The 21,073-nt window shown below is 62.3% G+C and carries 23 protein-coding genes and 2 pseudogenes; 10 read left to right on the top strand and 15 right to left on the bottom strand.

Translation table 11 applies throughout. The annotated features are described in order from the left end of the window. Positions 1-12: 12 nt before the first annotated feature. Both AC1DEK_RS04515 and AC1DEK_RS04510 read right to left on the bottom strand, forming a co-directional pair. Positions 13-1,188: an FAD-dependent monooxygenase gene (locus AC1DEK_RS04515; RefSeq protein WP_478124023.1), complete on the bottom strand. Its 1,176-nt coding sequence runs from the start codon at positions 1,186-1,188 to the stop codon at positions 13-15. A 41-nt stretch (positions 1,189-1,229) separates the two neighbouring features. Continuing rightward, on the bottom strand, positions 1,230-2,189 hold the full coding sequence (locus AC1DEK_RS04510; protein ID WP_478124022.1) for a Bug family tripartite tricarboxylate transporter substrate binding protein: 960 nt from the start codon (positions 2,187-2,189) through the stop codon (positions 1,230-1,232). 220 nt (positions 2,190-2,409) lie between these two features. On the opposite strand from AC1DEK_RS04510, the gene AC1DEK_RS04505 reads away from it, so the two are divergent. Further along, positions 2,410-3,171 carry an IclR family transcriptional regulator domain-containing protein gene (locus AC1DEK_RS04505; RefSeq protein ID WP_478124021.1) on the top strand — a complete coding sequence of 254 codons (762 nt, stop codon included), beginning with the start codon at positions 2,410-2,412 and terminating at the stop codon, positions 3,169-3,171. A gap of 62 nt (positions 3,172-3,233) precedes the next feature. Here the strand turns inward: AC1DEK_RS04505 and AC1DEK_RS04500 are convergent, their stop codons facing one another. Together AC1DEK_RS04500 and AC1DEK_RS04495 are read right to left on the bottom strand one after the other, a co-directional pair. After that, complete coding sequence (locus tag AC1DEK_RS04500; protein WP_478124020.1) at positions 3,234-3,440, bottom strand: hypothetical protein; 207 nt, start codon at positions 3,438-3,440, stop codon at positions 3,234-3,236. Positions 3,441-3,453: 13 nt separating this feature from the next. Beyond that, entirely contained in the window at positions 3,454-3,948 is a 495-nt protein-coding gene (locus tag AC1DEK_RS04495) for a BON domain-containing protein (protein WP_478124019.1), read from the bottom strand. A 189-nt stretch (positions 3,949-4,137) separates the two neighbouring features. Here AC1DEK_RS04495 and AC1DEK_RS04490 point away from each other — a divergent pair, with 189 nt between their 5' ends. Next, positions 4,138-4,842, top strand: coding sequence for a dienelactone hydrolase family protein (locus AC1DEK_RS04490; protein WP_478124018.1), 705 nt, complete (start codon positions 4,138-4,140; stop codon positions 4,840-4,842). Between the two features lie 127 nt (positions 4,843-4,969). On the opposite strand, the pseudogene AC1DEK_RS04485 reads toward AC1DEK_RS04490, so the two are convergent. Next, positions 4,970-5,935 (bottom strand): annotated as a pseudogene (locus AC1DEK_RS04485) (autotransporter domain-containing protein); the annotation flags it as partial. A gap of 38 nt (positions 5,936-5,973) precedes the next feature. Here AC1DEK_RS04485 and AC1DEK_RS04480 point away from each other — a divergent pair. From AC1DEK_RS04480 to AC1DEK_RS04465, 4 genes are all read left to right on the top strand, one after another. Next, positions 5,974-6,633 (top strand): hypothetical protein, encoded by a 660-nt coding sequence (locus AC1DEK_RS04480; RefSeq protein WP_478124709.1) that lies wholly within the window; start codon positions 5,974-5,976, stop codon positions 6,631-6,633. A gap of 593 nt (positions 6,634-7,226) precedes the next feature. Beyond that, on the top strand, positions 7,227-7,724 hold the full coding sequence (locus AC1DEK_RS04475) for an N-acetyltransferase family protein (RefSeq protein WP_478124017.1): 498 nt from the start codon (positions 7,227-7,229) through the stop codon (positions 7,722-7,724). A 268-nt stretch (positions 7,725-7,992) separates the two neighbouring features. Then, the gene (locus AC1DEK_RS04470; protein ID WP_478124016.1) at positions 7,993-8,316 is read left to right on the top strand and encodes a hypothetical protein; all 324 of its coding nucleotides are present in this window, start codon (positions 7,993-7,995) and stop codon (positions 8,314-8,316) included. Between the two features lie 102 nt (positions 8,317-8,418). Then, complete coding sequence (locus AC1DEK_RS04465; protein WP_478124015.1) at positions 8,419-8,655, top strand: hypothetical protein; 237 nt, start codon at positions 8,419-8,421, stop codon at positions 8,653-8,655. Positions 8,656-8,741: 86 nt separating this feature from the next. Here the strand turns inward: AC1DEK_RS04465 and AC1DEK_RS04460 are convergent, their stop codons facing one another. The 5 genes from AC1DEK_RS04460 to AC1DEK_RS04440 all read right to left on the bottom strand — a co-directional run bounded on the left by AC1DEK_RS04460 (position 8,742) and on the right by AC1DEK_RS04440 (position 12,085). After that, positions 8,742-9,149, bottom strand: coding sequence for a VOC family protein (locus tag AC1DEK_RS04460; RefSeq protein ID WP_478124014.1), 408 nt, complete (start codon positions 9,147-9,149; stop codon positions 8,742-8,744). Between the two features lie 35 nt (positions 9,150-9,184). Then, positions 9,185-9,724: an SRPBCC family protein gene (locus tag AC1DEK_RS04455; protein ID WP_478124013.1), complete on the bottom strand. Its 540-nt coding sequence runs from the start codon at positions 9,722-9,724 to the stop codon at positions 9,185-9,187. Between the two features lie 114 nt (positions 9,725-9,838). Continuing rightward, entirely contained in the window at positions 9,839-11,104 is a 1,266-nt protein-coding gene (locus AC1DEK_RS04450) for an RNA polymerase sigma factor (protein WP_478124012.1), read from the bottom strand. A gap of 23 nt (positions 11,105-11,127) precedes the next feature. Next, on the bottom strand, positions 11,128-11,556 hold the full coding sequence (locus AC1DEK_RS04445) for a YciI family protein (protein WP_478124011.1): 429 nt from the start codon (positions 11,554-11,556) through the stop codon (positions 11,128-11,130). A 175-nt stretch (positions 11,557-11,731) separates the two neighbouring features. After that, positions 11,732-12,085 carry a YciI family protein gene (locus AC1DEK_RS04440; RefSeq protein ID WP_478124010.1) on the bottom strand — a complete coding sequence of 118 codons (354 nt, stop codon included), beginning with the start codon at positions 12,083-12,085 and terminating at the stop codon, positions 11,732-11,734. A gap of 136 nt (positions 12,086-12,221) precedes the next feature. On the opposite strand from AC1DEK_RS04440, the gene AC1DEK_RS04435 reads away from it, so the two are divergent. From AC1DEK_RS04435 to AC1DEK_RS04425, 3 genes are all read left to right on the top strand, one after another. Beyond that, positions 12,222-12,449, top strand: coding sequence for a toxin-antitoxin system YwqK family antitoxin (locus AC1DEK_RS04435; protein ID WP_478124009.1), 228 nt, complete (start codon positions 12,222-12,224; stop codon positions 12,447-12,449). Positions 12,450-12,581: 132 nt separating this feature from the next. After that, the gene (locus tag AC1DEK_RS04430) at positions 12,582-12,965 is read left to right on the top strand and encodes a hypothetical protein (RefSeq protein WP_478124008.1); all 384 of its coding nucleotides are present in this window, start codon (positions 12,582-12,584) and stop codon (positions 12,963-12,965) included. Between the two features lie 37 nt (positions 12,966-13,002). After that, complete coding sequence (locus tag AC1DEK_RS04425) at positions 13,003-14,913, top strand: IPT/TIG domain-containing protein (protein ID WP_478124007.1); 1,911 nt, start codon at positions 13,003-13,005, stop codon at positions 14,911-14,913. A gap of 137 nt (positions 14,914-15,050) precedes the next feature. On the opposite strand, the gene tnpC is transcribed toward AC1DEK_RS04425, so the two are convergent. The 4 genes from tnpC to AC1DEK_RS04405 all read right to left on the bottom strand — a co-directional run bounded on the left by tnpC (position 15,051) and on the right by AC1DEK_RS04405 (position 18,417). Further along, complete coding sequence (gene tnpC, locus AC1DEK_RS04420; RefSeq protein WP_478124006.1) at positions 15,051-16,649, bottom strand: IS66 family transposase; 1,599 nt, start codon at positions 16,647-16,649, stop codon at positions 15,051-15,053. Between the two features lie 74 nt (positions 16,650-16,723). Continuing rightward, positions 16,724-17,062 (bottom strand): IS66 family insertion sequence element accessory protein TnpB, encoded by a 339-nt coding sequence (gene tnpB / locus AC1DEK_RS04415; protein ID WP_478124005.1) that lies wholly within the window; start codon positions 17,060-17,062, stop codon positions 16,724-16,726. Beyond that, entirely contained in the window at positions 17,059-17,445 is a 387-nt protein-coding gene (gene tnpA, locus AC1DEK_RS04410; protein ID WP_478124004.1) for an IS66-like element accessory protein TnpA, read from the bottom strand. The genes tnpB and tnpA overlap by 4 nt, the downstream gene beginning before the upstream one ends. A gap of 363 nt (positions 17,446-17,808) precedes the next feature. Then, complete coding sequence (locus AC1DEK_RS04405) at positions 17,809-18,417, bottom strand: hypothetical protein (protein ID WP_478124003.1); 609 nt, start codon at positions 18,415-18,417, stop codon at positions 17,809-17,811. A gap of 349 nt (positions 18,418-18,766) precedes the next feature. On the opposite strand from AC1DEK_RS04405, the gene AC1DEK_RS04400 reads away from it, so the two are divergent. Further along, positions 18,767-19,456 carry a hypothetical protein gene (locus tag AC1DEK_RS04400; protein ID WP_478124002.1) on the top strand — a complete coding sequence of 230 codons (690 nt, stop codon included), beginning with the start codon at positions 18,767-18,769 and terminating at the stop codon, positions 19,454-19,456. Positions 19,457-20,934: 1,478 nt separating this feature from the next. Here the strand turns inward: AC1DEK_RS04400 and AC1DEK_RS04395 are convergent. Beyond that, positions 20,935-21,073, bottom strand: a pseudogene (locus tag AC1DEK_RS04395) (IS30 family transposase); the annotation flags it as partial.

Below are 21,073 nucleotides of genomic sequence, written 5' to 3'. Positions count from 1 at the left end.
CGGCTCGGCGGTTCAGCCCCGAAAATCCGCCGCTTCTTTCTCTATGTCGTAGTCGTAGAGTGATTTGCGAAATTGCGCGGAGTTTGCAATTTCTCTGTCACGCTGCGCCAGATCTTCGTACTTCGAGTCATACCGCAAGCCATTTTTCCTGGCCTCGGCCTGGACGAGTGACGTCCGCGGGCGCCGGAGTGCTTCATATTTTTGCAGCGCCTCCCTGATATCACCGCTCTTGCTGCATTTTTGCAAAAGCACGGCAAGTGCGGTCCCGTCTTCAATGGCCTGATTGGCGCCTTGGCCCAGATGCGGAAGCATCGGATGTGCGGCATCGCCGAGCAGTACCAGCCGGCCATTGATCCATTCCCTGAGCGGCTTGCGGTCATAAAGCCCCCACCAGAAGCAGCTTTCCACTTTGTCCAGAAGCTCGGTAACACGAGAGTCCCAGCCAGTGAAAGAAGCTGCCAGTTCGTCCCTGTCGCCGATTGCAGACCAGGACTCCACCGTCTCGGTGTTCGTGGGCACGAAGCCCACATAGTTCAGCAACTCGCCGCGCCGGACCGGGAACACCATGAAGTGCTTGCCGTCGCCCATCCAGACCTGATGCGCTTGGGGCCTCCATTGCGGAAGCTTGTCGGCGGAAATCAACCCTCGATAGGCGCGAACACCGGAGTATTCGGGTGCCGATGGCTCCACGACGTATTTCTGCAGGACGGAATTGATTCCATCCGCGGCGATCACGGCATCAGCCTTGGCCACATTTCCGTTCTCGAATGTCAGGCTGGCGCCGTTTTCGTCTTGGCTGAATCCGACGCAGCGATGGCCGGTATGGATCGAGGAGGACGGCAGCGCATTCGCCAGCACGTTCAACAGATCGGCGCGATGCATGCCGTACATTCCGTTCCACCCGCTGGAGTCGGCGGTCAGGATCTTGCCGACGGTCGAACCGTCCATGCGGTAGTACTCCGAGCCAGTACCGACTTTTGCGCCCACTCTGGCCAGCGGCTCGCCCAAGCCGATTCGCTCAAGCTGTCTCAGGCTGTTGGGATAGATAAAGACGCCTGCGCCGACCTCGCCAAGCGCGCCGGCCTGCTCGTACACCGCTACGCTGAGACCGCGATGCAGCAAGGCATTCGCGGCGGCCAGGCCTCCGATGCCACCTCCCACGATTGCCACATGAATATTCTGAGCCATGAAAACTTTCCTAGATCTTTAACTGGATTTTTGAATCAAGGTTATCTTTTTTGGGCAGCTCCGAGTAATTTCTTCACGGAGCTATATTCGCCGGAAATTTCTTCTGACATTTTCTCCGCAGAGGCCCATTCCTGCAGGATTCCCATCGGCTGAAGTCGCGCCGTAATTTCAGGATTGCGAACCACTTTTTCCAGCGCCGGTAGCATGGTGTCCACCACGTTTTTCGGTACGCCTGCGGGCATGAAGAAACCAAACCAGACGCCTTGGATCTCCTGCTTGTATCCCAGCTGCCCGAGCGTCGGTATATCTGCAAACTCCGGGAATTTCGATGAGATAGCCAGACCGCGCAATGAACCGCTGCGCATGTGCGCGCTCACGGCACCCAGCGCAAGAACGATGGCGTCGATGTGGCCGCCCAGCAGGTCATTGATGGCCGGGGCAGCTCCCTTGTAAGACACCGAAATCATTTGAGCGCCCGTCGCGGCGCTCATCAACTGGACGCTGATGTCGCCCACGGACCCCGGCCCCGCATTGCCGATGCGAACGGCGTCGGGATTTTTGCGCGCGTATTCGGCCATCTCCTTGAAGGTATGGAATGGAGCGTCCTTGCGCACGACAAGTACAGACGGGCTCCGCGTCGCCATGCCAAGGGGAGTCAGGTCTTTCAGCGGGTCGTAGTTTGCGCTGTCAGGATCGGTCACGCGCCGAATCGTCAATGGACTGTTTTGCGCGTACAACATCGTGTAGCCGTTCTTTGGCGCGTTAATCACGGATTGAGTGCCCAATGATCCGCCCGCCCCGGGGCGATTCACGACCACGACTGCTGAACCCAGCAATTTCGATAACTCCTGCCCCATCAAACGCGCGGCCGTATCAGCGGCGTCGCCTGAGGCTAAAGGGGTCACCAGGTTGATCGGCATTCGTGGATAGTCATTCGCAAGTGAAACAAGCGGGGTGGCCAAAAGACCCGCAAGGGCCAGAATTTCTCGTCTCTTCATCATGTTTTCTTCAAGTGAGCTAATAAACCCTATCGGAGGCGGCGTTAATTCGCCAACCTTCCAGAGGCCGCCGATAAATCAAAAATCGAAACCGCGAATTCTGAAGACGATCAATTGCCGAGGCAACACGATACTTCGCATTGCGCAATAAAAGGCCTTCCCCCCGCCAGAAAGGACTGCGCCGCGGACGATCCATAATGCGGAAATGTCAGATGAGCACCGATTGCACTCTCGAGACTTCGTTGCTTCCCTCGACAAGGGACTGAAGGTCTTGCTGTGCTTTGAACGCAAGCACTCCAAGCTGACCCTGGCGGAAGTTGCCCGCCTGACGGGCTATTCCCCGGCAACGGCGCGCAGGTTTCTCATGACCCTCGAAGCGCTTGACTACCTGCATAGCGACGGCAAGCGTTTTTGGGTGGCGCCCCGTACGCTGCTGCTTGCAAGGCCATACCTGGTGTCGCGGCCTGCGCCGCAACTGGCCCAACCCATACTGGATACCCTCGCCGAACGCACGCGACAGTCGGCTTCGCTTGGAATACTGCTCGACAACGAAGTGCTGATCATCGCCAGGTCCACCGGAAGGCGCACTCTTTCCACCGGCTTGGCGATCGGCTCCCGTCTACCGATCTACTGCTCTTCGCTTGGGCGAGCGTTGTTGTCCACGCTCCCGCAGGAGGATGCCATGGGCTATCTCGCCAAAGCATCTTTCGAGCCGTGGACTCCGCGAACCGTCCAGGACATCGAATCGGCGGCAGACTGCGTGGCGCGCTGCCGCTCCACAGGCTGGGCGGAATGCGACGAAGAGCTGGAAATGGGCGTCCGCTCGATCGCCGTGCCCATTCAAAACGGGTCAGGCAAGGCGCTCGCGGCCGTCAGCCTGTCGGTGCGGGCCGAGCGGATGACGATGCAGGCGTTTCAGGAGGCTCATCTTGCCGCGATCCAGGAGGCAAGAAGACATCTCGGCGCGGCCATAGCGTTCGATTGAAGAAGCCCGACCACGGCACACCACTGGTGAGTGCGTCTCCTCGACACGACATCCGACAGCATCTATTTCCACGCGGGCTCGTTCTTGCGCTCATAGTCCTCGAACGCCTTTCCGAGACCCAGAAGCACTTCGGCCGAAGTCTCGAACATCGCTTTCAGTTGCGGCTCGCTCACTTTGACGATATCCGCTCGCAGGTGAGTTGTCAGCTCGTCGAGCCGCTGCCGCATGTTCTGGACGTGGTGCCGCGGGTTTGAGTTCTCGCTCTGCATGGTTTCTCCTTTGTCAGTGCTGCGCGTGCGCAACGGGTTCGGCCGCGCCTTGCAGTTCGGAGATCCCCTGTGCCGTATCGTGGCACGTGAGTTCGTTCCTCACGGTCTTTATCCCTCGCATCTGCTTGATCTCGTAGAGCAGGTCGTCAAGTTCCCCGGTGAGGATATGACCTCGCAGCCGAATGTTGCCCTGATCGACTTCAATCTGAATCGACCTTGGATGGCTCACAAGTCGCCCCAGCCGCGCGCGGATGCGTTCGTGAAGCTGGGAGTCTGTCTTTGGTTCATCGCCTCCAGCACGGTCGAAACGACGAGTGGCGACGATGCCTTTCAGATGGTCCGCTACCAGTTTTCCGGTGGATTCGGCCATATCGACCACGTCGTTTTCGGCCGCAACAAACTTGTCGTGCACCAGCGCCCGGCGCCGCCGGCCGCTGTCTTTGTCGAGGAAGTACATGGCAACGGTGCCGACAGCCACACCGGTTGCAAAAGAAGCGAGATCGCGCATGTTGGTGCTCCCGAATGATGGTTGCAATGACCAGCTGACTAGCTGGTTGAGTGGTCGAAATTGACTTTGCGCTGATCGCGATACCGGTCTGTCGGACATCGACAGCGGAATGGACGCAGTTGCGTCACCTACGCCGATGTGAGCATCGCCCTACACCACTGCGATGAGGAGAAAAATAAGACGGCACTCATGCGATCCGTCGAGCACGTCGAGCAATCCGTCGAGCAGCATGCGCTTCGAATTCCGGTGGGTGCTGCCATGCTCAATGCCGACCTCAATCTGCCTGATGCGCCCGGCGGGCTCGTGCTGTTCGCGCATGGAAGCGGGAGCAGCCGCTTCAGCCCGCGCAACCGCCGGGTCGCCCGCGCGCTCAACGCGGCCGGGTTGGCAACGGTGCTCGCCGACCTGCTGACGCCCGACGAGGAAAGAGTCGATGGGCGCACACGTCAGTTGCGCTTCGACATCGGATTGCTCGCGCTGCGGCTTGCCGGTCTTACCGAGTGGCTGCAAACTTCGGGGCCGACGCGTCTCGATATCGGCTATTTCGGTGCGAGCACGGGTGCCGGCGCCGCGCTGGTGGCCGCCGCACAGCGGCCCGAAGCGGTGCGCGCCGTCGTTTCCCGCGGCGGCCGGCCAGACCTGGCCGGGGCGGCGCTGGAGCGCGTGACCGCGCCGACGCTGCTCATCGTCGGCGGCAACGACAAGTTCGTGATCGACCTGAACCGGCAGGCACTCGCATCGCTGCGCAGCGAGAAGCACATGGAGATCGTGCCCGGCGCCACGCACCTGTTTGAAGAGCCCGGCGCGCTCGAGACCGTTTCCTCACTGGCTCGCGACTGGTTCCTGAGCCATTTCGAAGCTTGCAGGCGCAGTGCCAACCAAGCTCATCCCTGATCGCTTTGACGGCCGAAGGAACGCACCTACGCCAGATTCTGAGTCCAATCTCGGATCAAGTCGCTGGCGCCAAAGTCGGACTTCGTTGACCACGATGTAGGAAAGGCGCATGACGAGCAGATCCGCATCACCAACTCACTCGCACGCCCAACGAACCTTGCAACGATGACTTCACCTGCGCATCGCCGCCGCTGCTGAACAATCGCCCCACCTCGCCGTACACCATCGTGATAGGCGTCAGCACCAACGTAAAACCACCCGCGACTTCTGTGGAGGTGTAGCCGCTTGAGCTCGAACTCTGGATGGCGCTGACGGGACCGACGAACATCACCATGTCGGTGCCCGCATTCGCCCGGTACACGTTGGCGCGTGCATAAGGCTGCAGGCGGCCGGCCGCAGTAGGGATGTCGCCCTTGATGCGTACGCCGATGCGACCGATCCAGCCTGCGTCAGAGTCTTGCTGGACGCTCGCGCCGACGATTCGCACTTCGTCGAACCGACTGCTGAGATAAATCAGCTGTGCCTGGGGCTCGATGCTCCATGCTTCTGTCATGGCAAAGGACTTGCCCGCTTCGAGGGATGCCGAGTAGCTCCGCGCCTTGCCTGACGCCGACAAGCTGGCATCGGGCCGCACGCTGTAGCGGTGGCTACCCGCTTGCAACACTGTATCGGCATACCAGCCGTTCGCACCCATCCAGGTCGCATAGCCTCCGAGGAAGTTCGACCGCACATCGTCGCTGCCGACTCTGTCGAAGGCGCCACCCGCCTTGCCGCTCACTTCGGCGCTGCCGTCGAGCGAGCCGACGTAGGCCCCGATACGCCAGTTGTCCACGGTCAGGAAGTCGCTGCCGGCTTGCAAGCCGCTCGACTGGCCCTGACTGCTTGGCGAAGCGTTGCCGTTCCGGCGGATGTCCAGGTCGCTGTAAATGGCACGAGCCCAGGCGCCACGCGCGGGACCGCTATCGCCGACGCGGCGATGCAAGTTGCCCACCATCGTGAGATCACTCTGGCGCACCTGCGCGGGAAGGGCAGCAAACAGAAGCGTCTCCTGCTGAGATGCAGGTGTCGGCGGGGCAGTCGCTGCCACGTTCGCCTGCGACTTTGGAGTCGCTTCCTCGGCGGCGGCTGCGGGTGCTGCGTTCTTGGTCGGTTCTTCTGCGGCGGCCGCGGCTGTTGCCGCTGCCGCCGGTGCTGCTGCTTTCGGTGCGGGTGCGGATGCAGGCGCAGGTGCAGGTGCAGGTGCAGGTGCAGGTGCAGGTGCAGGTGCCGGTGCAGGTGCAGGTGCAGGTGCCGGTGCCGGTGCCGGTGCAGGTGCAGGTGCAGGTACAGGTGCAGGTGCAGGTGCAGGTGCCGGTGCCGGTGCCGGTGCGGGTGCGGGTGCTGGTGCGGGTGCGGGTGCGGGTGCGGGTGCAGGTGCGGGTGCGGGTGCGGGTGCGGGTGCGGGTGCAGGTGCGGGTGCGGGTGCAGGTGCAGGTGCAGGCGCAGGTGCGGGTGCCGGTGCGGGTGCAGGTGCAGGTGCAGGCGCTGGTGCGGGTGCGGGTGCGGGTGCGGGTGCTGGTGCAGGTGCGGGTGCTGGTGCAGGTGAGCTGCAATGTTCTGCGTTGCCTACGTCCTTGTCGTTGCCACAGTTCGCGGCTGAGGCGACTCCTGCAAAGGCGAGGACTGCCAGGGCAATGGACGCCTGAAGACCTTTCGCGCAAGCACGGCCGGGCGGGTTGCACGCGGACTTCGGTTTGGATGCGCCCGTTGCTGCCGGCCTCGCGACGGCGGTCGTCGATTCAGACGCTCTGAAAATGCGGTTCATGATTTCTTTTCCAGGGTTCGCTGAAGGCATGCAGCAGCGGGGTTTGAATACTTTTGACGTTAAGACGTAGGTACTCAATTTCGGAGGAAGAAATTCACGCAATAAGCCGCGCCAAGGGTTCCTGGTTGAGAAATGAATTCTTTAGTAACGAAATTCACATCTTGAATCTGGAGCTCATGTCGGGGCATGGCTTGCTCAAGCCCGAACTGAAGGTCCCTCAAGGCTTTGCTTCAGACACCGCACACGCGCTGTCTGCTGCTCAGGCTCGAGGAGGAGGAGGCAGGCGGCCTGGTCCCCATCCGAGCCAAAGCCGAGCGCGAACCCGTGAGCGCGCGATATGCGCGCCAGCTGCTCCAGGCGAGCATGGGCGGGCCGCAATTGCTTTGGAGTCAGTGCACTCGAACAGCAGAGGGGCTGCGACGTGCCGGCGCAGCTTCATGCGAAAAAACTGTGCTGGACGTCGGGTCGGCTTTGTGCCGCGCAAGCATGAGCCTCGAGTCACTCGTGTGGGCCCATACCGGGCCCATACCCACGAGCCCGGTCACAATCGCCCGGAGTCGACCATGCGCAGCGCCAACAGATGAAACTGTCCATTGAATCGGTTGCGAAGGAGCACTTCGAGGGGTTGCGACGCGCCCTCGACACGGTGGCACGGGAAAAGCGATTTCTCGCCTTCACAGAGGCGCCGCCGGAGCAAGATTGTTGGGCCTTCTATTCGTCCATCATTGCGAATGGATGGTGCCAGATGGTCGCCCTTCTGGACGGCGTCGTGGTTGGATGGTGCGACGTGTTGCCGACTCACGGTCAAGCGAGATCACACATTGGCACGCTCGGCATCGGGCTCATCCCGTCGGCACGACATCTCGGAATTGGCGAGAAGTTGATGAAGTCGGCCATCGAGGCTGCGTGGGCGACGGGTTTGACGCGCATCGAGCTTACGGTTCGCATCGACAACGAGAACGCCAAGGCTTTATACGAACGCCTCGGCTTCAGTATCGAAGGCCTCCAGCGACGCTCGTTCCGAGTCGACGGCGAGTACGCCGACAGTTACGCAATGGCACTGCTGCGGCAAACCTAGCGAGCGCACGCACTGGACCCACAGGGAAGACTGGGTGAAGCTGAGAGGTATCCATGCGAGAAGCAGCAACACCAGCGCAGCCGCGCTGACGCTGCGGGGATCGACTGATCCTGCTGTGGGGCCTCACAATCCCCGCCAGGGTGCTTTCCCGAGCGGCGTAGCATTGCCGCTTGGGCACGCTCACTGGACGACGCCCTATTCGATGCCGTACTGTGACGTACTGTGATATTTCAAAGCTCGTGGCCAAGCGAGCAGATTGTGGGGATGAATGCGAACTTTCCTTTCTTCAATGGCCGGCGCGTTTGCCGTCTTGACGCTGGCGGCATGCCACCATCCGACGCCGAGTCCCTCAATAGGCGTCGGCAATCCATATCCAGTCAGCAGCTACGTCTGCGACGGGACACGCTTGGCCGTGCGCTTGATGGGAGAACGCGCCTCGGTTTCCGTTGATGGGGCGGCAGCCGTTGATCTTCCGGCGATCGGGCAGTCGGGCAGCACGTTTTCCAACGGACGCCAAACGCTGATCATCGACCAGGGCCGCACGTCATGGGCCATGGGGCGCGCCATGCCGGTTGCGTGCACCGGCGGCTGACGCGGGACATCACGTCAGGGGACCTTCGTGAAGCGCATGTCGGTCAGGAGCGGACACACACGGTTCCGCATAGACTGAAGTAATAGCCTGGAAATACTCTAAATGATGGATTGGGTCCCTATAGTCTTCGTTACGTTCAAGGTTCTCGTGTTCGGCACGGGCATGTTCTTCGCCATCAAGTGGCACTATGAGCGAGCGAAGAAGGGGAATGAGAAGCAGAGTGCGGTGCTACGCGCGGGCGGCAAGCTCGCCGCAGTCTTCGTGCTATCGCTCCTGGGCCTCTCGCTCCTCACCTTCGGCCTTAGCAGGATGCTCGGTTTGGACTTGACCTTCCCGTGATGGCAAAGAGTAGTCGGCCAATCTCCGGTTATGCGGCAGCGTTCCCGATGCGGCTATTCGATAGCGTCGGCACACGGGTCAGCACGTCACTGCTCCGGCACCGCGCTCATGTCCATGTAGGCCAGCTCCCAGATATGGCCGTCCGGGTCTTCGAATCCGTGCCCGTACATGAAGCCGTGGTCTTGCGGCGTGCGGTGGGCCTTGCCGCCTGCCTTGACCGCCTTGGCGACCAATGCATCGACCTCGGCGCGGCTCGCGCACGACAGGCAAATCAATGCCTCGGCGGTGGTCGCTGAGTCGGCGATCGCCTTGTCGGTGAAGGTCTTGAAGAAATCCTTCACGAGCAGCATTCCGTAGATGTTTTCGCCGAGGACCAGGCAAGCGCCTTTGTCGTTGCTGAACTGCGGGTTGAACGACAAGCCGAGGCTTTCGAAAAAGGCCCGTGAACGGGGCAGGTCGGCGACCGCGAGGTTGACGAAGATTTCCTTGTGCATGAAGACTCCAGTAGTCAGTTGTGAAGATGCCGCGCTCAGCCGGCCTCGGCCAGGCGCTTCAGGTCGTGCAGACCGCGCTCGAAATCGCCGCCGACCATCTTGTCCATGTCGAACAGCACGTGCATGACCTTCGAGGTGTAGTGCACGGGGCCGAACATGGCCCAGGTGACGTGGGTCTCGCCGGCAGCCGGCCGCACGGTGAATTCGGCCTGGTTGTGCGCCTCGAAGGGTTCGACGAAATCGAGCTTCATCGCCACCAGTGACGGCGCGGCGGCTTCGGTGACCTCCATGCTGCCGACGCCGACCTCGCTGCTCTGCCAGGCATAGCCGGCGCCCTTGCCAGCAGACGGACCGGTGTAGACGCCCTTGATCGCCGGGTCCTTCTTGACGTAGGGGTTCCAGGTGTTGAAGGCGCGCATGTCGTTGATCAGCGCGAAGACCCGCTCAGGGGAAGCCTTGACACTGACGCTGCGCTCCACCCGAAACGTGTCGGGCCTTGTGGCGGCGTACACCAGCAGCACTGCAGCGCCGGCGAGGAGGACGAGCACTGTGGTCTTGAGGATCGGCAATCGCATGGCTATCTCCGGAAGTTGAGGTTGAAAGCGTTGTGGCGCTACCTTCACGACGACTGAGCCGATCCGATTTCGACAGAAAGGACAGATCTTTTTCGGATGCCGCGATCTTCGGCCTCAGTGCGCGGTGGCGCGCGACCGATCGAGAAGCAGTTGCCGTTCGCGCTGGTTGCTGGCCAACGCGCTGGCGCGGGCGAACTCGAGCCGGGCTTCATCCAGCCGGCCTAGCTTGGCGAGCAGGTCGCCGCGCACGGCACCCAGCAGGTGGTAGCGGGCGAGCGCGGGCTCCGCCGCCAGTGCGTCCACCAGCGGCAGCGCCGCTGCCGGCCCGAAGGCCATGCCGACGGCCACGGCGCGGTTGAGCTCGATTACCGGCGAAGGCCTGAGACGGCTCAGCGCGTCGTATAGCGCCACGATACGGGGCCAATCGGTGTCTTGCCCGGTCGGCGCGCGTGCATGGCAGGCGGCGATGGCCGCTTGCAGCGCATAGAAGCCGGGTTCGGCACCGAAACTAGTTGCCGCCGCCAATGCCGCCAGGCCGCGGTTGATCAGCAGGCGGTCCCAGCGGCTGCGATCCTGGTCGAGCAACAACACCGGCTGGCCCGACCCGTCCACGCGGGCGCCCAAGCGCGAAGCCTGGATTTCCATCAGCGCGACGAGGCCCAGCACTTCGCTGTTGTGCGGCATCAGACCCGCGAGCACACGGCCGAGGCGAAGGGCTTCTTCGCACAAGGTCGGGCGCATCCAGTCGTCGCCGGCGCTGGCCGCATAGCCTTCGTTGAAGATGAGATAGATCACAGCCAGGACGGCCGTCAGGCGTTCGCTCAACGCATCACCGCGTGGCACCTCGAAAGGCACTTTCGCGACGGACAGGGTGCGTTTGGCGCGCACGATGCGCTGGGCGATAGTCGGCTCTGACTGCAGGAAGGCACGGGCGATTTCGGCGGTGGTCAGGCCGGCCAGGAGCTTGAGCGTCAATGCGACCTGCGCCTCCTGGTTCAGCACGGGGTGACACGAAACGAAGATCAGGCGCAGCAGATCGTCGTCGATGTCCGTGGCGGCATCGAGCGCATCGCTGAAATCGGGGACGAGGTGGTCGCCGCGCGCGTCAGCGTCGGCGCCCAGTTCCTGCTGCTTGCGCAAATGCAAGGCGTCCTGGCGCAGCCGGTCGAGCGCCCGGTTCTTGGCGGTTGCCATCAGCCAGGCGCCCGGGTTGTCGGGCAGGCCCGATCGCGGCCAATGCTCCAGCGCAGCCACCAGCGCGTCCTGGGCCAGTTCCTCGGCCAGCGCGACATCGCGCACCACGCGCGCAACGCCGGCGACGATCTTGGCCGACTCGATACGCCAGACCGCATCGATGGCGCGGTGCAGGTCATTCGCCATGTCCGATAGTGCGGTAGCCGGACTCAGGTCGCCGACTTGCCCGCGTCAGCGCGCCAGCGCTCTTCCTGCTCGCGCAGCTCCGGCGTAAATGCCTCGCCGAAATCCGCGGCTTCGAAGACCGGCCGAATTTCGATCTCGGATTCGCCCGGCATGGGGTTGGGGCAGCGCCTGACCCATTCGATGGCCTCGTCCATCGAGCGCACCTGCCAGAGCCAGTAGCCGGCCACCAGCTCTTTGGTTTCGGTGAAGGGCCCGTCCATCACCTCGCGCGACGAGCCGGCGAACCGGACGCGAGCGCCGGCTGAACTCGGGCGCAGCCCCTCGCCAGCGAGAAGAACGCCGGCCTTGACCAGCTCTTCGTTATAGCGGCCCATGTCCGCCAGCAATTGGGCGCTCGGCATGACGCCGGCTTCGGAATCCTTGGTCGCCTTGACCATGACCATGACTCGCATGATTGAATCTCCAGGTTGGGTGGTTCCATTGCAGAGGCCGCGGGTGGTGTGACTTGCAGATTCTGGCGGCCTCATACGAATACGACGAACGGCACGGCCCGAAATCGACAACGAGATTGCGATTGCCTGAAAAAAAGACCTCGGCAGCCAAGGGTGCGCGGCCGTGGGGGAGGTCTCAGGTGTAGCAGGGACCCGTCTCGCGCACCTCGACTGTCGCCCACTCAGCCGCAGGGCACCGCTCAGCCCAGGCCAACGCCTGCTCCCGCGTCTGGCAGTTCAGCAGGAAAAAGCCGCCGATCATTTCCTTGGCCTCGGCGAACGGGCCGTCGATCACCTGAGCGGGGCGCGCCGCCTGAGGCTTGTGCAGGCGCGTGGCCGCTGTCCCCAGGGAACTGGTCGTCATCAGCACGCCGTCGGCCCGCAGTGTTTCGTTGAAGTCGAGCATGCGTTGGTAGACCGCGCGACCGCTTTCAAGTCCACGCTCTTCCCGCTGGCCGACCGGTTCGACAATGAGCAACATGTACGGCATGGCGTTTGTGGGTTCTGATGGGTCTCGGGACGGCTGTTGGAGAGCCGCGTAGGTGCGAGGATGCTACAGCAGCCGTTCGACTGCTCCTCGGGAACTAAAGTCGGAACCCGGGCTAACAGCGGACATAGGAGACCAAGTGCCAGTACCGGAAGAGCGAATCGAATACTTCAAGGACGGTGCGGTCCGTGCGCGCGGTCAGATGCTCGATGGGTTGCTGAACGGCTATTGGGAATGGTTCCGCAAGGACGGCGTTCGCATGCGCTCGGGGCACTTCGAGCTTGGGGTGCAAGTCGGAATCTGGACGACCTACGACAAGCACGGTGCGGTGTACAAGGTCACCACGATGAAGCCAAAGGTCAAGTGACGGGCCGAAGGCGCGACCTTTGGTTTGACTTTGGCGTAGGCCGTTGGTGATATTGAGATGCCTTCGCGCGAGGCGTAAAACTTTAGGCCGCTGAGCGAGGCGGGTTCCGCCAGCAGAGGGCACTGCGTAACCATGAAGAAAGCTCGAATCCTGTTTGCTCAAGCAGGCCTGGGCCTTGCGGCACTGCTTTCGACGCACGGCGCGCCTCTGTTCGCAGTCGAAGCCGAAGCCGAAGCCGGCAATGTCCGTGTTCGGCCGGTCGAGACAAGCCCGTTGCGACCATCTGTCGATCAAATCGACCAGTGGGGCGCCAACGATTCCGCAGGCGCCATCTACAGCCCGTTTAGCACCCCCGTCGAACCCGCTGTCGAACTGGCTTCCGCCAAATCTGCCTCCCACGTCGCTTCGGGACGGAATCCAACGGACGTTGGATCAGCGGGCCTGGTGGCGACAACTGTCGGAGCGTTCGCTGCCGTCGGTTTGTTGGCCGCGCTGGTGCGCTTCCTAGTCGCGTAGCCGACTACGGATTCTCATCAATACAAGGGGACATGCTGTGACCGCACACTTGCCCAGCAATTCGCTGCTGAATCCTTCGCCGCCTTGGACAGACCTGCCTTTGTGTGCCCGTCGGGCACTGGCGTGGATCGCAATCCCGCTGACGTTCCTATTCGTCGAGGCATCAAGCGCGCAAGTTCCGGTCCTCCAGCGTGGATACGACCCGGGCGTGACGGGTGCGACTCTCTCGGAGACCGTGCTCAATACGTCGAACGTCAATTCAAGCAAGTTCGGCATGTTGTTCAAGTTGCCAGTTGACGATGTCGTCTTCGCACAACCGCTATATGTGCCGGGCATCACCATTTCCAATCGAGGGGTGCACAACGTCTTGTACGTGGCGACCATGAGCGACACGCTTTACGCGTTCGACGCGGACGTCGCCGGTGCACCGCTTTGGACAATCAATTTTGCGAATGCCGTCGGCGCGACGCCAGTGCCGATCGCCAACTTCGCGTTTGCTGGGAACCGCAACATCACCGGCAATCTGGGCATCTTGAGCACGCCCGTCATCGATCGGCCTACCAACACGATGTACCTGATTGCGTGCACCCTGGAGGGCAACACGATGGTGTACCGACTCCACGCTGTCGACATCACGAGCGGCGCGACGCGACCGGGTTCCGGCGTGAAGATCAGCGCGACCTATGGTGGATCGACGTTCGATGGGCGTTATCAGACACAGCGGGTCTCGCTGGCGCTTTCCGGCAACCAGGTCGTTTTCGGTTTCGGCGCAGTCGAAGAGGAATATGCCGGCGGCTATGTCGGATGGATGATGGCTTACGACAAGACGACGCTGACTCAGAGTGGAGTCTTTGCGACCGTCACGACCGGCAACAGGGGCGGCGGAGTCTGGCAATCGGGGCGGCCACCGGTGGTCGACAGCGCTGGCTTCGTTTATGCCTTTGTGGGCAACGGCTACGGAAACGGTTATGACGGCGTCAATAACTTCAGCGAAAGCGTGCTGAAACTCGATCCGACAAGCGCCTTGAGGCTGGTTGACTGGTTTACCCCAGGCAATTGGGGCGTACTGGACGAGCAGGATCTGGATTTCACCAGTTCCGGTCCGCTGCTGATCCCTGGAACGGGCCTTCTTGTGGGGGGCGGCAAGACAGGCGACCTGTACGCCCTCGACACAAACAATCTTGGCAAATACAACGCAACGGACAGCCAGGTTGTCCAGAAGGAACGCATCTCCGCTTCCGAGTTCCGGGGTGGGCCCGTGTACTGGCAACGCTCGGCGGCAAACGGTGGTCCGCTTCTCTATAACTGGGGCGTGAACGACCGACTCAAGGCGTACCCTTTTGATGGACGCATGTTCGCGGCGAATCCCAGCGCGCAGGGCAGCGCCACCAACCAGATTTTCCCCGGGGGCATCCTCGCACTGTCCGCGAATGGCGACACGCCGGGCAGCGGCGTGATCTGGGCGACGACCGCCGGAGGCGGTGATGCAGAAAACAATCCTCCTGTTCCCGGTGTGCTGCATGCCTTTGACGCTGGAAATGTAGCCAACGAGTTATGGAATACGACCATGAACGCGGCTAGCGACGGCTTCGGGAACCTTGCGAAGTTCGTTCCCCCGCTCGTCGCCAATGGGAAGGTGTATCTGGCGACTTGGTCAAGCCAGGTGGCCGTCTACGGGATAAAAAGCGCGTCGCCGAGCCTCAAGAATGTCGCTCCTGGCAATGGATCAGCGGGAACGACGGTGACACTGCAGGGAACCGGATTTGCGACCGGCGCATCCGTTGCCTTTGGAGGGGTCGCCGCAACCAATGTCGTCGTCTCTAGTAGCACGAGGGTGAGTGCAGCTGTCCCGGCGCACGCGGCCGGCGACGTGGATGTCGTGGTAACCAATGCAGACGGACAGAGTGCCACGCTTCGCAGCGGGTTCACTTACAAGAAACAGCATTGACGCCGGCGCCACCTTCGCGGGGACGGGACCCGTCGCCGGAGTGCCAGAGGGACACCACCGGCGCGAGTCAACTCGCTAAGGGTAAGCGTCCCGTTCTCCCACCCCGCCGGCCGTGGATAGCCGCTGCGAGTTGAACCTCAGCGCGAGGATTGCCAGTTGTGAGGAAGCAGTTCGTCGATGCGACTGTTCAGCTGTGTGGGCAGCCTGGTCAGGACATCGTTGAGGTAAGCCCACGGGTCGTGCCCTTGGAGCTTGGCCGACTGGACCAGGCTCATCACGATCGCGGCACGCTGGCCGGCGAGCGCGCTGCCCGCGAAGAGCCACGCACGCCGGCCGACCGCCCATGGGCGGATCAGGTTCTCGAGGCTGTTGTTGTCAACGTTCACGTCCCCGTCGAGCAGGTTGCGCGTCAGCGCTTCCCAGTGGTTGAGGCTGTAGTTCAGGGCCTTGGCCGTGGCGCTTCCGTCGGGCACGCGGCTTCGCTCCACCCGCAGCCATTCATGCAGGTCCGTCCATAACGTCTTCGCATCGCTGCGCCTGCTCGCCAGTCGTTCCTCGCTCGTCAGCACCGACAGCTTGCGCTCCAGCCGATAGATCTCTGCGATGCGACGCAGTGCCTCCTGCGCGACGGCGCTCTTGCCCGAGACGAGCAGCAACTCATCGAACTTGCGTCTCGCGTGAGCAAGGCACCCCGCGGCCGTGCGACCGGCCTCGGCGCTCATCACGCTGTCGTAGGCCCTATATTCATCGCGCACCAGCGTGCCGCGCCAACTTCGCTCGTCCTGAGCGCCTTGCGCCGTGCCGAGGAACGCGATGGGGAACTGCGCGCCTCGCCCCTCGCAGAAGTCGTAGATCACTCCCGGCACCGGATCGAAGGCTCCGCGCGCGTAGGCCCAGACGTAGGCCTTCTTGGTCTTGCCCCGACCCGGGTCGAGCAGGGCCACCGGCGTGTCGTCGGCATGCAGCACCCGAGCCGAGAGCACGAAGCGTTTGTGCGCGTCGTACAGCGGCTCCAATGCCGCTCCACCACGGCCAGACCAGGCCGCCAACGTCGAGCGCGGCGTGTGCACGCCCGAGCGCGCGTTGATGGCCTCCTGACGGTAGTACGGCAGGTGATCCACGAAGCGGCTGATCAGTGTGTGCGCCACCAGGCCCGCCGCGGGCATGCCGCCGTCGATGAGTTGCGGCTCGACGGCTTCTTGCACCAGGCGCTGACAGCAGCGGCACGCCCACTTGCCATAGACGTGGCGATGAACGAAGAACTCCGCCGGCACGATGTCCAGCTTCTCGCTGATGTCCTCGCCCACGCGCACCATCGGCTTGCCGCAGCCCGGGCTCGGGCAGGCGGTGTCTGCGGGTTCATGGTTGTGCTGCACGCGACGCAGATGGTCGGGCAGAGGCTGGCGTCGTGGCCTGCGCTTGGACGAGGAGGCGTCGTCTTCTGCCTGCGTGCCCTTCGCCTGCTCCAGTAGTGCCTGCAGAGCGGCTTCGTCCTCGGCCAGTGTCTCCTCGAACAGCCGGCGCTGCTCGGCGCTCATCGCCTCGGACTTCGCACCGAACTTCCAAGCCTTATGACGTGCCAGTTCGAACGTGAGCTTCTCGAGCTTGGCGTCTTTCAGGCGGATGTCCTGCGCCTGGCGCTGGATGTGCTGCAGCATCTTCTGGGCAAGCGCCGTGACTTCCTCAGGGGTCAGACCTTCGAGGTCTTCATCCTTGAGGTTGCGCAGGTCCTGCATGGGTTCCCATCATGCAAGCCCGGCTGCTTCGCGTCATTGGGAGTTGCGCTGTCAACGCGCTCGCTGCTGCGAGCCTATAGCCGCGTGATCACACTCATCTCTGGCAGGCGCTCCCAAGGCAGTCCCACCACCAGCGCATCGAACTGCGCCTGGGTCAACGACAGCGGCACTGAGGCGCTGCTCTCGCTCGGCCACACGAAGCGGCCGGCGTTAAGTCTTCGGGCGGCACACCACACGCCGAAGCCATCGTGCACGAGAAGCTTGATACGGGTGGCCCGCACGTTGGCGAATAAGTAGCCGTGGTGCGCACGAGCACTGCCGAGAGCATGCACGACATGAGCCATCAGGCGCTCGGCGCCGGCACGCATGTCCAGTGGCTGGGTGCACAGCCACAGGGCGTCGATGCGAATCATCGCAACAGCTCGCGCAGCCAGGCCGCGCACTCGGCCGCCGCCGAGACCGGCCATATAACGCTGACGCCCAGAGCACCGCGCTTGAGCTCGAGCCGAATCGTCTCGGGGGGCGCATCCGCCGTGCGTGATGGCGCTGGTGCTGCCGGTGGCACCGGCAACGACAGCGCAACAAACTCCGGCGCAGGCTCGGCAACCGTCTTCGATGCTGCCGCTCGCACTGGGCTCGCCCCACGGCCGCGACGCCATTGATGCACGAGGTTGTCGTTCAGCCCGAACGACAGCGCGACCGCAGCGACCGAGGCGCCAGGCTCCGCGCATGCCGCCAGAACCTGCGCCTTGAACGCCGCGCTGTGACGGCGGCGTTGCTTCCGATTGACGTCCATAGGTGTCCAGCTAACTTAGATGGACAGCATGGTCTCCGGCTTGGCTTCAGATCTCAAGGTGGGGCGACTGGCCGCTTACCGGAGACCGCCTGAATCCCCAGACGAGTTCCAAAACCAGCTGATCCAGCAAGCGGCTTACTTCCGACTCTCGGCGGTTCAGCTGGAGGGGTTCACTCCAATCGCCGGGCGCACTGGGTCACTTCTGGATGGAATTCAATACCAGATGGTGTCTGATGTCGCCAGCGGTCGGGCATCACCACTAGATTCTTGTGGAGGGCGGCAGCTGGTCCGGCGGTAGCACCGCGCAGCCAATGTCAGCATCACGGCCCGGCGACCCTTTCCCGCGCGTCGGGCCCGTGCAAGCTACTCCAACCCAAAGCACAGTGCCAGTGGCATCAAGGGTGTCGGCTCAGTCGGCTCTTGCATCGCAAGCATGGCGGCCTCTTCCAACTGCTCGTCCGTCCAGATTCGGTACGGCCTGTAATTCAGACCCGAGCTGGCCTCATGGCTTCTCAAGTCACAGACGAGTTCATCGAAATCCGCGGGCGCGAAGCACTTGCGCCAGAGCGAATCACCGCGGGTGACCACGACGACAAAGCTTTTGTCGTCGTAGTCCAAAGCGTCGGGCAGGTGGCAGCTGTCCAGCCACAGCTCGTTGCCCTCATGGCCGATGGACAGAATCGTCCTTGCTGTCAGAAGGTCTGTGGACTGGTGGTTGAAGACTTGGAGCGGACCCTCGAGCATCTGGGATACGTCCAAAACGGCGTCGCCCGGCAGGGTGACAACGATGGCCGCCTTCGTCGTGCCGGCGAGTGCTTCGAGGCAATCACGCGGAACAGTTACAGAAGCAGCCTGCTGGTTCACCCGGGCGGCGCTAACGCTCATCGCCTTGAGGATGTGCGGAAGTTCTGGATTGTGGGCTGTAGCTTCAGAGACGGACATGTGGGTAACGGGGGTGGTATGACGCGGCATTCCTGGGTTCCATAGACGGTTGATGAGGCGGCGGCCTTAGGCCACACCGTCCCATAGGAACCACCTGTTTATCGCTGGCTCCGCAGCACCCTATAGGTGCGCGTGGTCCACCGCCGCTTGGTCCTATACGAGATGTTCCGATGAAGCTTGGAATAGTTCGGCGCCCCCTCCGGCGCCGCCCGTCACCGCTCATTTGTGCAACTGCCTTGAACGAGCTTTGATGAGCAGAACGGCCCGGAAGTGAGAGCGAGCCGCACGCGCAGCGAGAGGGGGGGATGCCTAAAAGCGTGCCCTAAACAGACGGTCCGGCTGAAACGCTGAAGACACCGTTAACTCACTCAAAATCTCTATGACTTCGCTTACCACGCACTCCCTGTTTGACCACCCATTCCTGACCGTTCAATGTGCCCAGATGCGCACGGACGCGACAAAGCAATACCGCACCAGGCTCAAGGCGGTGACCCCTCCCGCAGCAGCATCCGTCATTGCGGCCAGTAGCATTCCGTCTGCGGAGCCGGAATCGACTGCGCACAAGCGGGCTGTGCTCATCTCCCTGCAGCGCGATTGGGAGAGCAACCTCATCGCCCTTGGAAGTGCACGCCCCGAAATCGTGGTGCACGCAGATGTCGGACTCGACGCGCAGGACGCGTACCTTTCCATGTCCGTAGACGTCGCCGCGCCGGCGCTCCCCTTGACCCTATGGGTGGAACTCTCCCATCTCCTCAACCTGTCGAGGCACAACCTGCAAACAACGGGAACTGGTGACGTCCCAATCGCCATCGTCGCGGGCCAACAGTTTGTCGTGACACAGTTCTCTGCGCATGCAGAAACGCTCCGTCGGTCTGAGGCTGCGATGGCAGCAGCGAAGAAAGCGCCTTATGTCGGCAACCAGGACTACGTCGAGAAATCCAAGCGAACTGCGGAGCGCTACGGTGAACGTCCGTGGCTTTTCATGCGTTATGAACTGCGCTGTGGCGTCAGGCGGCTCGCTGTGAACTGGGCGCCGTTTCCTGAGTTCCTGCCGGCCTGCGTTCTTTAGCGGGCGCCTTTGCGGATGAGAGGGGCGGGACGCCCCTTTCATCCCGACGATTTCATGACCGCAAACTCGTTGGCCATCAGCATTCAATTCGTCTCCACCCGAAGCCAAGCAAAGGATCTTGGCCAGGAGCCAGTGCTTTTCTACCTGAGCCACATCGCTGCTCTTGATGAGGCTCCGCCACGCGAACCAATCGAACTGGCGGAAATCCATGACCGAAGCCTTGGAGACATCAGACGAGACTTGCAATGCAATCCCGACGAAATTCCGCCATCTCCGCAACTGCCAAGTTCCCGAGAATGCAGGCTGGCGGTACGGCGGCTTCGGGACGAGCACTTCAATTGACATTGCGTCCGCAGCCGCCTCGAGCTTGACGTCCGCCGGTTCGCATGGGCTTCTAAACTACAACAGGAAGCCCCGTTTAAATGGCACTGCTATACGTTCGTCCCCATCCAAAAGGACCTACCGTGCGCTTCCCCAACCCTGCCATTGAATGCCTCAACCTCGCCCATCTCCTGCCTCCATCAAAGGCCGCCGCCCGTGTTGGCAATTTCGTAAGCTACCTGCTCCACGTTCCAATCTCTGACGAACACGTCCAAGTTCTGAGTTCGCCGGACATGACATGTACGCTGGACCTGATGCTGCTTCCCAGCGGCACGCCAATCGTCATCCCGACGCTTCGAAGCGAGGGGGCCGAGTTACGCGTCTTGGTGCCGCTGGTTGGCCGCCAAGCACGTGCTTGGGTGAGGGACTGCCTCATGCTCGGACGGATGGAGTTGCTGCTTGCGAGCAAATCGCGCGCAGGGTGCCTCTGCATCAGCATCGAAAATCACACTGGCTGGTTTCGCGCTGCCGCGGAAGCGCCGACTCGCTCGGCCCGTTCGCGGTCGCAGCGGCTATCCGAGTTGCTAGAAGCAGCGAAGTTGTTGCGGGAGAATCGCTCGGCCGACATCGTTGACCAATCGTTCTGGGGCTTGGGCGCGTCTCTCGGCGGCGTTGGCGAGCTAGGACCGGCGGCAGCGCCCGGCAGGCAAGCAGGTTGGTGACTGACATGACCGAGATTTTTGAACGCGGCTCTAAGCGGCAGGAGGCGCTTTCGCCGTCGACGTTGTTGGAAGTTGACGAGTTGGCCCGCGTCCTTGGGCGTACCGTTCGGGCAGTCAAACGCGATGTGCGGCATAACCCAGAACGACTCCCACTAAGGTTGCAGCTTCCCGGAACGAAGTTGCTTCGCTGGTGTCAGGAGGTCGTCGAGTTTTGGCTCACGAGCGAACTATGCGCAGCCAGCACCGAGGCCAAGCGCCGGTGAAAACAGTGTCGCGCATTGCGTCGTTTCTCGGCTCCGCACCGAGCCGACTGGTTCGGGCCTGCTGCATGTAGACCGCGGAATTGCCGCCAACGCGAAGCGCGAGCGCTCCCGAGGCGCGTTTCGCTCCCACGGTCGACGCGTCCGGTGGGAACACCCGCTACTGGCTGCGGATTCAACCGGTCGATGCAACACATTCGCTGAACATCTCAGCCGGTGTATGGAAACCGAGCGTCTTGCGCGGCCTCTCGTTCAATTGTCTCGCGATCGCGTTGAGTTGAAGCTGTGAGAACCCTGAGATGTCCATGCCCTTG

The organism is Variovorax sp. 10N420, from assembly GCF_056394705.1.
Note: the sequence above shows the minus strand (reverse complement) of the source record. Positions and strands in the feature narration are given on the sequence as shown.